The sequence below is a fragment of the Acidisarcina polymorpha genome (assembly GCF_003330725.1).
Lineage (GTDB): Bacteria > Acidobacteriota > Terriglobia > Terriglobales > Acidobacteriaceae > Acidisarcina > Acidisarcina polymorpha.
In genome coordinates, this window is record NZ_CP030840.1 from 2717573 (window position 1) to 2730560 (window position 12988).

Here is a 12988-nt window from a genome sequence, read left to right on the forward strand (position 1 = left end):
CTAGGGGTGAGGTCTGAGCTGATCGCGCGCATTCGAGTAATCCCAAGGAGATGGTAATGATGAAGGCAGGACGCGGAATCCTCGCGCTCACGCTTGGATTCGGCACATTCGCACCAGCGATGTTTGCCGCGGCAGGCTCCACCGTTAACCCAACAGTATTTGTGATGACAAACGCCGCAGACAGAAACGAGGTCGTTGTCTACACCCGTGAGCGCGATGGCGGCTCCTCCGAGGCCAACCGGTTTTCAACTGATGGACGAGGCAGCGGCGGGACGAATGACCCCTTGCAGTCCCAGGGGTCCCTCACTCTCAACAGCGAGCACACTCTCCTCTTCGCGGTGAATGCGGGAAGCGGCACGCTTGCTAGCTTCCGCGTTCGTGGCAAGGGCGAGCTTGCCCTGGTTGATAAGGTCCCTACTGGCGGCAGCGAGCCATTGGCCGTCGCTACGTTTAAGAATCGTGTCTACGTGCTCGACGGAGCTGGTCAGGGGACCGTGGTAGGGTTCTCGGTTGACGAAGCCGGACGCCTGCACGCAATTACTGACGCGTCTGCCTTCCTGAGCGCGACTTCCGCTGGTGGTTCCTCGATCTCCATCACGCCTGATGGCCAATTCCTGGTGGTCACCGAACGCCTCACCAATGACATCGACACTTTTCGCATTTTCTCCGATGGCACACTCGGCCCTATCAACACGATTGCCAGCCCGGTGCCTGGCGTCTTCTCCGCACGGTTCGATCCTCAGGGACAGCTGATACTCTCGGCAACTGGTCCCGCAGGTGCGGCCAATGCATCGACCATCTCTTCGTTCTCCGTAAAGAGCAACGGTGCGCTCACTGCAGTCACTGAATCCCTTCCCACGTTTGGCAACGCAAACTGCTGGAACGCGGTCACTCCGGACGGCAAGTTCGCCTATGTTTCAAATGCCGGATCCTCGACGATCTCTGCGTTCTCGATCTCGAAGACCGGAGTGCTGAAGCCGGTGGGCTCGACGGTTGTTGCAACTCAACCTGAAGGCACGACGAATCTCGACATTACGGTTAGCGGCGACGGCAAGTATCTCTACACGCTGGACTCTATGGTCGGCAGCGTCAGTGTGTTCGCGATCAATGCCGACGGAACACTCACGTCTCAGGGTGAGATCTCCGGCCTCCCGAAGAACGTTGGCTTTAACGGAATCGCGGCTCTCTAAACTTCATCCACTTCCAGCATCACGAAGAGCCTGTGAACATCTGCAACTGTTCACAGGCTCTTTTGCTGGTACCTTTCTCCGCGAAGTGAAGAGCTCCCGTCCCGAACCCGGAGCGAGCACCGGAAACTCAGCAGCTAATGTTTTTTTCTTGAGTGCACTAGGATTGAGGTGAGCGGACTATCCGGAACAGTAGAGGATTGAGAATGCAATGCAAGTAAGCGACGAAGCGGCACTGGATGTATCTCTCGCGGGGATCGAGCGCGCTCGAGAGCGAATTCGCGACTTTATCTTTCTTTCGCCGTGTCTGCGTTCGGCGGAATTGACCCGGATCACGGGGCAGGAGATCTACCTCAAGCTGGACAATTTGCAGCGGACCGGGGCGTTCAAGGAACGGGGTGCGCTCAACAAGATTCTGACGTTGAGCGCCGAAGAGAAGCAGCGCGGCGTCATCGCGGCAAGCGCAGGCAACCACGCCCAGGCGGTAGCCTACCATGCGACCCAGCGAGGCATCCGGTCGCAGATCGTGATGCCGTTGATGACCCCGCTGGTGAAGGTGGCTGCGACGCGCGGCTTTGGCGCGGAGGTGGTGCTGCATGGCGCAAACTACGACGAAGCCTGCACTGAGGCAGTGCAGCGCGCCGAGACCCACGGCATGACCTTCCTGCACCCTTTTGATGACTCCGAGGTGATCCAGGGACAAGGTTCAATTGGGCTCGAGATTCTAGAGCAGGTGCCCGACATTGAGGCGGTCGTCGTGCCCATCGGAGGCGGGGGCCTGATCGCCGGTGTCGCCTGCGCCATCAAGGAGAAGAACCCGCTTGTCCGCATCATTGGCGTCCAGACGGAGCGTCTGCCTTCGATGTTGCGAGCGACCGAGGCGGGCGAGCCGGTCACTGTTCCGGCTGAGGCCACTATCGCCGACGGCATCGCGGTCAGACGTTCAGCGGAGCGGACGCTTCGGCTGGTCGAGCGATATGTCGATGAGTTGGTCACCGTGGACGAGGAAGAGATAGCCAGCGCCATCCTGGTCTTGTTGGAACGGGAAAAGACCCTCGCCGAAGGCGCCGGAGCAACCGCGCTGGCGGCGGTTCTGCAGCGCAAATCCTCGCTCACCACTGAGCGAACGGCGGTGCTGGTTTGCGGGGGAAACATCGATGTGAGTCTGCTGGCCAAAATCATCGAACGAGGTTTAGTAAAAGACGGCCGGTGGATGAGGCTGCGAATTCATCTCTCGGATCGCCCAGGGGCACTGCACCAACTCACCAGGATCATTGCGGAACTTGCCGCCAATATTGTGCAGACGCAATATGACCGCGCGTACTACGGAGTAAGCCTCGGCGATACCGTGATCGACTTCACTCTGGAGACCCGCGGTTCCGATCACATTGCGATCATCGAGCGCAAGCTGACGGAAGCGGGCTACCGGCATCAGCGAATTGAGTAGTTTAGGAGTATTTTCCTTAACCAGTGATCTGCGCTTTGCCAAAGCGAATGCCGGCGTCTCCGCTTTTCTGCTGCCTGCGGGGCGATCCGATGGGGATCATTCTTCCCGTCGATTTTCGTTCGATCAGGGTCGGATGGATGGTGAACTCTGCCCCTTGAGGAGGCGTATCCTGGTTAGAAGAGTAGAGGGCGCGGAAGGCAGTGCGGGCGATATCCGGCCGCGAAACGCGGATCGTGGTCAGCGGCGGCTGAGTGAAGGAACTCAGGTCGATGTCGTCGAAGCCGATGACCGAGATGTCTTCAGGAACGCTCAGCCCTTGCTCGAAGATGGCTCCCATAGCGCCAATCGCCGTCATGTCGTTTGAGGCGAGGATTGCCGTCGGCCGCACCGGCCGGTTAAGCAGGCGGGCCATGGCATCATGGCCGCCGCCCATCCGATGATCTCCTTCTTCCACGAAGGAGGGATTGAGGCGGATGCGCTTGCGCTTGAGGCTGGCGAGGAACGCCTGATGACGGATGCGCGCCGATGTGAGATTCATTGGGCCGGAGATGAAACCGATGTCGACATGGCCGAGATCGGAGAGGTGCTGGACAGCGGCGTCAACGCCGGCCGGATAATCAAGCACGATATTGGATATGCCTTCGCTGGGTACGCCCATGTCCAGGAAGACCATCGGAATGCGGCGACTGCTGAATTCATCGATCAGGTGGGCCTCCATCTCCGAGGTAAGGATGGCTACGCCGTCGACTTTGCGCTGAAGCATGCGGCGAACACATGTTTCCATACGGATGGGGTCGTAGTTGGTGTTGGCGACTAGCACCTCCTGGCCATACTGGACGGCGATCTCCTCGAAGCTCCGTACCAGTTCGGGGAAAAACGGGTTGGTGATGTCGGAGATAATCAAACCATAGAGGCTGCTCCGCCCTGAACCCAGAGCACGCGCATTGTTGTTGGGGTAGAACTTCAGTTTGTGAATGGCCTCGCGAACGCGTTCGGCGGTCTCGGGCGCAACCTTATCAGAACCGTTGATGGTGCGTGAGACGGTCGCAGTGGAAACTCGGGCTACCCGGGCAACTTCTCTGATGTTCATCGGTCTTTCTTGGCGTTCGACCTGCAGATGCATCTCCGCAAACCGACTGCCCGCGACAAGTCCTCCCCTAGAGTTATATACAGATAGAACGGAGTTCGCGTAAGTGTCCAGTGATGAAAGCCGAGTATTTCGACCTTTTGTTCGAGAGTCAAGCAGAGCTCTCGAGCTGGAGCAGGCAGTTGCAGCAGCTGTAATGTGCCTGAAAGCCACCGCTGCGGCTTTTTTTTTGAGGATAAGCCTGGAACGTGCACTTCGCGCTTTCGTAACTTTGCCTGCTCGAAAGCCCGGTTGCTGGCGCGCGTAATGAAGTGGGGAATAGAGGGTTATTCGTGAGGGTGTTTAGCAGGGAATTCTGTTGGAGTACGGTAGTCTTCCTAGGCGCCGGTTGCTTTTGCGGGCCTGGCGTCGCGGCTCAGGAAGCGCCCATCAAGCCCACGGCTCCTGCCCAGCAGTCGGGGATGGGAAACTCGACGGCCGGGGTCTTTGCGCCGGTTAAAGATGCGGAGAATCGCCCGATTACGGCCGGCGGGTTTGTAGACTCCGGGCCAATCGTCTTTCAGGACATCTCGAAGCAGGCCGGCCTCACCGTTTGGAAGCATAAGGTTGGCACTCCGGAGAAGAAGTACATCCTGGAGACCATTGGGTCGGGAGTCGCGCTGCTTGACTACGACAATGATGGCTGGCTCGACATCTATCTCGTGAACGGTTCGACCTATGAAGCCCTGGACGGCAAAGAGCCAGCTCCGCACGCTGCCTTGTTCCACAATAACCATGATGGGACGTTCACGAACGTGGCGGAGAAAGCGGGCGTCACCAACGAACGCTGGGGAGTTGGCGCAGTCGTCGGCGACTATGACAACGATGGCTGGCCGGACATCTATGTGACCAACTACGGCAAGAACCGGCTCTACCACAACAACCACAACGGCACTTTCACCGATGTAGGAGAGAAGGCGGGAGTCACCTTCGGCGGTTGGTCGGCGGGCGCGACGTTCGGAGATTACGACGGCGACGGCAAGCTGGATCTGTTTGTACCGGGCTACGTTCACTTTGACCGCAGCAACCTGCCTGACCCCGGATCGAAGGCGGTCAACTACTCAGGATGCCAATTTCGCGGCGTCAGCGTCATGTGCGGTCCCCGCGGACTGCAAGGGGAGAAGGACCATCTCTACCGCAACAACGGAGATGGCACATTTAACGAAACCACTGAGAAGGCGGGAGTTGGCGATCCCAACGGCTACTATGGACTGGCTTCGGTCTTTGTCGACGTGAACAATGATGGCAAAGTCGATCTGGCGGTAGCTGACGATTCGACTCCGAATTATCTCTACATCAACAAGGGCGATGGCGCCTTCGAGGATGATAGCTATGCCTCTGGATATGCGTTGAACCAGGATGGCCGCGAGACCGCTTCCATGGGCATCGCGGTTGGCGACTATCAGAACAATGGACTGGTGGACCTGGTGAACACAACGTTTTCCGATGATTACAAAGTTGTCTACCGCAACGATGGGGATGCCAACTTTACCGATGTCAGCTACAAACTGGGGATTGCGCAGACGACGATCCCCTTCCTTGGCTGGGGAGATGGCTTTCTCGACTATGACAATGATGGCTGGAAAGACCTGTTTTTCATCGATGGTCATGTCTATCCTCTAGTGGACAAGAACGACTGGGGCACGACATTTGCACAACGGCCGCTGCTCTTCCGCAACCTGAAGGGGCAGAAGTTTGAGAATGTTCCGCCGGTAAAAGGAACTGGCCTGGCGGACGTGATCCCTGGCAGGGGCGGAGCATTCGGCGACCTCTTCAATGATGGCAAGATCGACGTTGTGATCAACGTGATGGATGGCTCACCGGTGCTTTTGCGCAACGTGAACGACGACCATCATCACTGGGTAGAGCTCAAGTTGATTGGTGGTCCGAAGGGACCGCGCGATGCTGTGGGCGCCTCGGTCTACTTGACGGCCAATGGGATGAAGCAGCGCCAGGATGTGCTTAGCGGCGGCAGCTACGCCTCTTCCAACGACCAGCGGGTGCATTTTGGCATAGGCGACGCGGCGGCGGTCGACGGGGTGGAAATTCATTGGCCGGGCAATGTTGTCGAACAAGTGAAACTGCCGGGTGTCGACCGCATCTTTACCGTGGAGCAGGGTAAGGGAGTGACCGGGGAAACCTGCGCCAAGTGCGCGACCGTCGCCACTTCGGCAGCAACACCGAAGACGGCCGCGCCGCGGCGATAGTCGGATCAATAAACGGGCAAAATCAATAAACAGGCCGCTCAGTAAACCTTAGGAGACGGCGGCAAGCCCTCGCGCAACATTGCAAGGTCGCGCCATCCCAGCGGCAACAGGCAATTGGCTGGGGCGTGAAGGAAAAGAGGCGCGACACCATTGTCCTGGTAGCCGGCCAGCCCGCAACCTACCCGAGTCACGAAGAAAGACTGTTCAGGATGTTGGTCCGCGTATTCGATGAAGTGCTGCACCTCATCCTTGAGCCGGTTCCAGCCATTCATGGTAGGGATCGCATAAGCGCGGCCTGTCGGCCCGACACCGATCCCTGGCTCGGCGCCGCAGTGTTCCTGCGCATACTTGGCGGCTCCTGCATAGTGGCGCCCCTCGTCATTGGTGCCGAAAACAAAAATGTCCTTCGCCGAATCAAAGGGTCGCTCGTGTTCCTGGGTGTACTCTTCACTCGCCATCACAGGCTACGATACGGCGGGCGGGATTTGGGTTGCAAGCCGAAGCCACTTCGTCATCTCCGAGCTCGAAACCATTGGCGAAAGATGATCCACAGAAAACGCGGGTTGCCGAGGAGGTACCTGCGCCATAGTCGCTTTGGTTCCGCGAGCAAGCGCCCGAACCACTCAAGCCCGATGACTCTCATCCATCGCGGCGGCCGCTTGCGCAGCCCGGCGTAAGTATCGATGGCCGCGCCGACGCCCTGGATCACGCCCACGGGCAAATCCCGGCAGTTTTCGTGAATCCACCACTCCTGCTTCGGTGAGCCGAGAGCGACGATGAGGAAGTCGGGTGCGGCGGCGGCGATTTTGTCGCGCACCTGCTGTTTGAGCAGATCGTCTGCTTCGAAGCCGAGTGGCGGGCTATCGATTCCTGCCAGTCGCAGACCTGGATAGCTCAACGTCAGCCGACGGGCGGCAATCTCCGCGGCCCCGGAGAGGCCGCCAAGAACATAAAAGGACATGCGATGAGCCGCGGCTGCCTCGCAGATGTTTTCCATCAGGTCGACGCCACGAATTTGCCCGCGCAGCGGAGTCCCCAGCAAGGACGCCGCCCATACCAGCGGCAATCCGTCGGCTACTACCAAATTGAAGCTGCGCAAGAGGGAGGCGAATCCTGGGTCGGCATCCGCGAGTGCGACCAGCCACGCATTGGGGGAGACGATTCGACGGGGGGGATGCTCGGCTCGAGTCTTCATGGAGTCGAGCGCCCAGGTGACAGCGCCCTCAAAATCGATGGCGTCGAGCGCCACGGCTCCGATAATGACGCGCTCTCCAGCCGGCCATGCACGATCCGCTGCACGATCCGCGGGCCAAGGCTTAAGGCGGGTATTTTGCGCTTTGGGCGGGACCTGTTTAGCCATGTCGCCTCCACCGCACCGGTGATCCGATCAAAGTTCACGCATTAATGCGTCGAGGTTAGCGTCTTCAGGAATTGGTAATAGAAGTCCACCGCGGTGAAATACGACTTCACCGGAACTCGTTCGTCCTTGCCATGCATGCGTATGTCGTTGGTCTCGATCGCGATCCCCGAAATTCCGTACGTCGGCATGCCCGCAGCGTTGGTGTAGACGCCGTCAGACGCACCGTCGGCCATGTCGGGGATGATTGGCGTTCCCGGCCAGAACTTGCCCGCCACGGAGGTGAGCGCCGCGAGCACCTCCGGCTGTAGGGCGGCTGGCGGAAGCGCCTTGGCGTCAGGCGCGCTGGCAGAGACATCGCCTGCATCGCTTACGTAATTCACGGTGATCTTCGGATCGGCAAAGATGCCAATCAGTTGCTGCCGGACTTCCTCACGCGAATGACCGGGCAGGATCCGGCAATTCACGTTGGCTTTGGCCATTTGCGGGAGCGCATTGTTTGCATGGCCCGCGTCGAGACGGGTAGCCACGCAAGTAGTGTGCAGAGTTGAGTTATGGGCGGGGTCCTGCGACAGCCGGTCGATGGCAGCTTGGTCCGGCGGGGTGCGCAATATCGCCTTCATGTCTGCGGCGGTCTGGCCGCTCTCGACCGTGCTCATCACTTCGAAATAAGCCCGGGTCACCGGATTGAGTTCGAAGGGGAACTTATACGCCTGCAGCTTCGCGAGTGCATCGGCGATATGGTAGATGGCATTGTCGGGTACCGGCAACGAACTATGCCCACCGGGATTGGTGACGACCAGCTGATAGTCGGCGTAGAGCTTCTCACTCGCGTCGACGTTGACGCTCAGCGGTTTGCCGCTCTTAAGGTCGACTCCGCCACCATCATGGTTCAGCACGTACTCGGCGTCGATCAGGTCGCGATGATTCTTGAGCAGCCAATCGACTCCATTGGACTTGCCTCCCTCCTCGTCGGCGGTGAGAGCAAGGATGACGTCGCGGTCTGGCTTATAGCCTTCCTTTTTCATGCGGATGAGCGTGGTAATCATGATGGCGTCACCGCTTTTCATATCCTGGGTACCGCGTCCATAGAAGTAGCCATCCTTCTCGACGAACTGAAACGGATCGGTCGTCCAGTCTTCGCGGCGCGCCTCCACCACGTCCAGGTGTCCGATCAGCAGGATCGGCTTGTGTGATCCGAGTCCTTTGAGCCGTACCACCAAGTTGCCTTTACGAGAGTTCGGGCCCATGACGATCACATCTTCTTTAGAAAAGCCGCTGTCAAGGAGGCGTTTTGCCATAGCGTCCGCGGCAACCGTCGTGCTTCCGACGGAATCTGTGGTGTTGATCTCGATCAGCTGCTGAAAAACATCCCGAGAAAGCTGGTGATCTACTTGGCCCCGCGCGTATCCCGGTCCGAACGGGACCACGCACAGTGGAAGCGCCAGTGCAAAAGAAAAGCGACGCGCTGCCACAAATCGAAGCAAGTGAATCATGGGGCTCTCCAGCCGAAAGGCAGGTAAATTCGAATGATGGCCAAGCGTAACAGATGTGAAAGCGCGCAGTATGGCACCACATCTGAGCAGGATGAGCGGCAACTGCGGGGTCCCTAGGCGCGGGCTTAGCCGAGTGATTGCTCCCTCATACGTCTGTCCGTGATCGAGTCGAAACGTTTAATTTTGTCCGGAGGTGATCCGCACCTTTAGACAGCGGGGTGCTTGATCGGGCCCCTCGATTCCCGCGTCCTGGATGGAACCGGCACTCTCGATATAAGAGCCAATCCGGCATAACTCTATGAAAAATATGAACTTTGAGCCGTAATTTATTTTCATGTTCCTGAGCTATTAACCTCCCGTTCATAAAAGACCGTTAGCGTAATAGTCTGTGAATCTCAACGCTCAGGACACTCGATTGGCTGGAACCCTCGCAACGAACTTCCCCAACGGGTCGTCCGGATCCCCTATGCCAGGAGGTCCTCCCCCCCTCAGTGAAGGCTCGGCGATACGGAAATTCCTGAAGTCGCGAGGTAGTTCGGCGAGGACGGATCGGGTTTTCGGCGGGGTGATGTTGGTGTGCGCCATGGCCATCTTCGGCATCGTGGGGCTCATCCTGTTTGAGCTGATCATGCGTTCCCGGCTTTCGATTGCGAAGTTTGGGATCAGTTTCTTTTTCACCCAGGCCTGGGATCCAGTTACGGGTGCTTTCGGGGCCCTGCCATTTATCTATGGGACGTTGGTCTCGTCGTTTCTAGGATTGCTGATCGCCGTGCCCCTCGCGATCGGGGTCGCCATATTCCTGACCGAGATGTGTCCGCAATTCCTGCGGGGCCCATTAGCTTTTCTTACTGAATTACTGGCAGCAATTCCCAGCGTCGTCTATGGGTTATGGGCAGTATTTGTTCTGGTGCCGATTTTGCGCACGGATGTCAACCCGCTGCTGGCAAGAGTGTTTGGCTGGACCGGCTTCTTTGGTGGCCCGAACTACGGCATCGGCATGCTGGCCGCCGGAGTCATTCTGGCGATTATGATTCTGCCGGTGATCTCCTCTCTCACCCGGGAAGTCATGATCTCGGTTCCCCACTCGCAGCGTGAAGCCGTGCTCGCACTGGGCGCTACCCGGTGGGAAATGATTCGCATGGGCGTGTTACGCAACGCCCGCATCGGCATTGTGGGGTCGATCATACTGGGTCTCGGGCGTGCACTTGGGGAAACCATGGCAGTCACCATGGTGATTGGGAATCGCCCTGAGATTGCAAGATCTCTCTTTGCGCCCGGCTACAGTATGGCCAGCGTCATCGCCAACGAATTCAGCGAAGCCTCGGACGACCTCTATCTCAGCGCGTTGGTCGAGATCGGTCTCGCTCTATTTCTCGTCACGATCGTTGTCAATGCTTTGGCTCGAGTGCTGGTCTGGGCGGTAACGCGGGGTGCTCCGGCCCGCGTCGCATAGAGGCGGAAGCCGGGCAGGCAGCGCTTTCCAACAGTCGAACGGGCTTGATACCTATGGCTACCAGTGTTTACAAGACGGGCACCTACAACCGGATCAGCCGGCAAATCGCGGACCACGCCGCGAGTGTGCTTGCCGTACTGAGCACGGTCATCGTGGTTGCGCCACTGGTGGCGATCTTCGCGTACTTAATTTACAAGGGCGCTAGTTCACTGAATGTGGCATTCTTTACCCAGGTTCCCCGGCCGGTTGGAGAAGCTGGCGGCGGTATGGCGAACGCAATCGCTGGCTCGGGGCTGCTATTGCTGATTGGCAGTGTCCTAGGCGTGCCGATCGGGATTGGCGGGGGGATTTTCCTGGCGGAATTTGGCCGCGGCACGCGGCTTGCCAATGCTGTCCGCTTCACTGCCGACGTGTTGAATGGTGTGCCGTCGATCGTTATGGGCATTGCCGTCTATTCTTTGATCGTTTTGCCCCAGAAACATTTCTCCGCATTCTCTGGTGGCATCGCCCTGGGCATTATGATGATCCCGACGATCACCCGGACCACGGAAGAAATGTTGTTGATGGTGCCTAATTCGATTCGGGAAGCTGCGTTGGGGCTGGGACTGCCGAACTGGCGTTCGGTGCTGTCGATTACCCTGCGAACGGCGTCACCAGGCGTGATTACCGGTTGTATGCTGGCGTTTGCTCGAGTCGCGGGCGAGACGGCTCCGTTGCTGTTCACTGCATTCGGAAACCAGTTCTGGAGTGCGAATCTCGATCAACCTATTGCCGCGCTCCCCCTTCAAATTTTCGTATACGCGATTTCTCCCTATGACGAGTGGCATCGGCTTGCCTGGGCAGGCGCGTTGGTATTGATCGTTCTGATCGTGATTTCCGTTGCGCTGGTACGTTTTGTGACTTCGCGTGGCGTTTTGAAAGGAACCAGCTAGGTGGGTGCCGGAATCCAGGTAACAGGACTGAACGCTTGGTATGGCACCAACCATACTCTGCACGACGTCAATCTGAACATGCCGGCAAACAATGCGACAGCATTGATCGGCCCGTCGGGCTGCGGCAAATCAACCTTTGTCCGCTGCCTCAATCGGATGCACGAAACCAATCCTGGAGCGCGAGTGACCGGCAAGGTCCAGATTGCGGACCTGGACATCTATGCAGACCTGTCGGCGGTCGAGGTGCGACGGCGAGTAGGGATGGTCTTCCAGCGTCCTAACCCTTTTCCGACGATGTCTATTTACGATAATGTCGCCTCGGGGCTCCGGTTGAACGGCTTTAACAATCGGCGGGCGTTGGACGGGATTGTCGAACGATCTTTGAAGGATGCCGCACTCTTTGACGAAGTGAAGGATGATCTCAAGAAGAAGTCCGGCGCCAGTCTTTCCGGCGGCCAACAGCAGCGGCTCTGTATTGCGCGGGCTTTGGCGGTCGACCCGGAAGTCCTGCTGATGGATGAGCCAGCGTCCGCGCTCGATCCGGTTTCAACGGCGAAGATCGAAGACCTGATCTTTCAGTTGAAATCGCAATACACAATCGTCATCGTGACCCATAACATGCAGCAGGCGGCGCGGGTTGCGGAGAACACCGGGTTTTTCCTTAGCGGGAAGATGATCGAGTTCGATGCGACGCACAAAATATTCACGAACCCCAGTGATAAGCGGACTGAGGATTACATCACCGGCCGCTTCGGTTGACCGGGAGCAATGCAGCCGGCCGGGTCTGTTCCCGGCGGCACTCTTCAGTCCATTTAGGACAGCGTAGTATGCAGTAGTCAGTATGTAGGAGCCGAAGTACAGAAGGCGTCATGTGCCAGAGATTAGTTTTGTAGGCTTTTCCTGAGGGATAAAGCCCGTCGTATTCGGTTATTTTGCATTAGATACCTGTACTTCTGCTTCAGCGGGAGAGAGATGTCATGGTACGGCTACGGTTTCAACAGAGCCTTGACGATTTAAAAGAACGGCTGTTGGTCATGGCGGGCATGGCTGAGCAAGCCATTCAACGCGCGATTGAGGCCTATCGTACCCGCGACATGTCTATCTGCGACCTTGTGGATCACGGCGAACAAGCGATTAACCGTTTCGAACGAGAGATCGACCAGATGGCGCTTGATCTGCTCGCCATGGAACAGCCGATGGCCATTGATCTACGGTTCATCCTGGCGGTGATCAAGATTAATGCCGACCTCGAACGAGTTGGTGATGCGGCCAGCAGTATCAGTGATCGCGTCCGCGACTTGCAGGCCTTCCCGGTAGTGGATCTTCCTGTCGACATACCTCGTATGGCGTCTCTGGCCGCGGGAATGGTGCGTAAAGCGCTTCACGCTTTTATCGAAGGAGATGCAGAACTGGCGCGTTCGGTGCTGTCGATGGATGATAATGTCGACCGCCTGAATGACAGCGCGTATTTTTCGCTATCGAGCCTGATGAAAAGCCAGCCGGAACTGACGCCACAGGCACTCAATGCAATGATGATCGCTCGCAACCTGGAACGCGTGGCCGACCATGCAACCAACGTTGCGGAAGATGTGATTTTCTGGGTACGCGGCGCCGACGTTCGCCACCATGTGCCGCAGGCGGGCGGCTCTTCGACTCCAGCTGCGGATTAAAGCAGCTGTCTCGATTGTGATGTGCTGGAATTGGGGCCTCTCCTGGTGAAGGGCCTGCCGGTGCTAGCAGTTCGCATTGCGGTTGGTGTGCGTCTACTCTGGGCCAGTCCTCT

The 12988-nt window shown here is 57.9% G+C and carries 11 protein-coding genes; 7 read left to right on the forward strand and 4 right to left on the reverse strand.

The window, feature by feature from the left end:
• Positions 1–56: 56 nt before the first annotated feature.
• Both ACPOL_RS11625 and ilvA read left to right on the forward strand, forming a co-directional pair.
• Positions 57–1190 carry a lactonase family protein gene (locus ACPOL_RS11625; protein WP_236657414.1) on the forward strand — a complete coding sequence of 378 codons (1134 nt, stop codon included), beginning with the start codon at positions 57–59 and terminating at the stop codon, positions 1188–1190.
• A 208-nt stretch (positions 1191–1398) separates the two neighbouring features.
• Positions 1399–2634 (forward strand): threonine ammonia-lyase, encoded by a 1236-nt coding sequence (gene ilvA, locus ACPOL_RS11630; protein WP_114207213.1) that lies wholly within the window; start codon positions 1399–1401, stop codon positions 2632–2634.
• A gap of 16 nt (positions 2635–2650) precedes the next feature.
• On the opposite strand, the gene ACPOL_RS11635 is transcribed toward ilvA, so the two are convergent.
• On the reverse strand, positions 2651–3724 hold the full coding sequence (locus ACPOL_RS11635; protein WP_114210783.1) for a LacI family DNA-binding transcriptional regulator: 1074 nt from the start codon (positions 3722–3724) through the stop codon (positions 2651–2653).
• 458 nt (positions 3725–4182) lie between these two features.
• Here ACPOL_RS11635 and ACPOL_RS11640 point away from each other — a divergent pair, with 458 nt between their 5' ends.
• Complete coding sequence (locus tag ACPOL_RS11640) at positions 4183–5967, forward strand: CRTAC1 family protein (protein ID WP_114207214.1); 1785 nt, start codon at positions 4183–4185, stop codon at positions 5965–5967.
• Between the two features lie 38 nt (positions 5968–6005).
• On the opposite strand, the gene ACPOL_RS11645 is transcribed toward ACPOL_RS11640, so the two are convergent.
• Genes ACPOL_RS11645 through ACPOL_RS11655 form a run of 3 tightly spaced genes read right to left on the reverse strand, consistent with a single transcriptional unit; the run spans position 6006 to position 8820 of the window.
• Positions 6006–6425, reverse strand: coding sequence for an A1S_2505 family phage non-structural protein (locus ACPOL_RS11645; protein ID WP_114207215.1), 420 nt, complete (start codon positions 6423–6425; stop codon positions 6006–6008).
• A gap of 53 nt (positions 6426–6478) precedes the next feature.
• On the reverse strand, positions 6479–7327 hold the full coding sequence (locus ACPOL_RS11650) for a WecB/TagA/CpsF family glycosyltransferase (RefSeq protein ID WP_114207216.1): 849 nt from the start codon (positions 7325–7327) through the stop codon (positions 6479–6481).
• Positions 7328–7368: 41 nt separating this feature from the next.
• A complete protein-coding gene (locus ACPOL_RS11655; RefSeq protein ID WP_114207217.1) occupies positions 7369–8820 on the reverse strand; it encodes a M20/M25/M40 family metallo-hydrolase in 1452 nt (483 codons plus the stop codon).
• A gap of 466 nt (positions 8821–9286) precedes the next feature.
• Here ACPOL_RS11655 and pstC point away from each other — a divergent pair, with 466 nt between their 5' ends.
• The 4 genes from pstC (at position 9287) to phoU (ending at position 12875) form a co-directional block, all read left to right on the forward strand.
• Positions 9287–10273 carry a phosphate ABC transporter permease subunit PstC gene (gene pstC / locus ACPOL_RS11660; RefSeq protein ID WP_114207218.1) on the forward strand — a complete coding sequence of 329 codons (987 nt, stop codon included), beginning with the start codon at positions 9287–9289 and terminating at the stop codon, positions 10271–10273.
• Between the two features lie 53 nt (positions 10274–10326).
• Positions 10327–11205 carry a phosphate ABC transporter permease PstA gene (gene pstA, locus ACPOL_RS11665; RefSeq protein WP_114207219.1) on the forward strand — a complete coding sequence of 293 codons (879 nt, stop codon included), beginning with the start codon at positions 10327–10329 and terminating at the stop codon, positions 11203–11205.
• Positions 11206–11964 (forward strand): phosphate ABC transporter ATP-binding protein PstB, encoded by a 759-nt coding sequence (gene pstB / locus ACPOL_RS11670; RefSeq protein ID WP_114207220.1) that lies wholly within the window; start codon positions 11206–11208, stop codon positions 11962–11964.
• A gap of 218 nt (positions 11965–12182) precedes the next feature.
• Positions 12183–12875, forward strand: a complete 693-nt coding sequence (gene phoU / locus ACPOL_RS11675; protein WP_114207221.1) for a phosphate signaling complex protein PhoU — start codon at positions 12183–12185, stop codon at positions 12873–12875.
• The last annotated feature ends 113 nt before the right edge of the window (positions 12876–12988 follow it).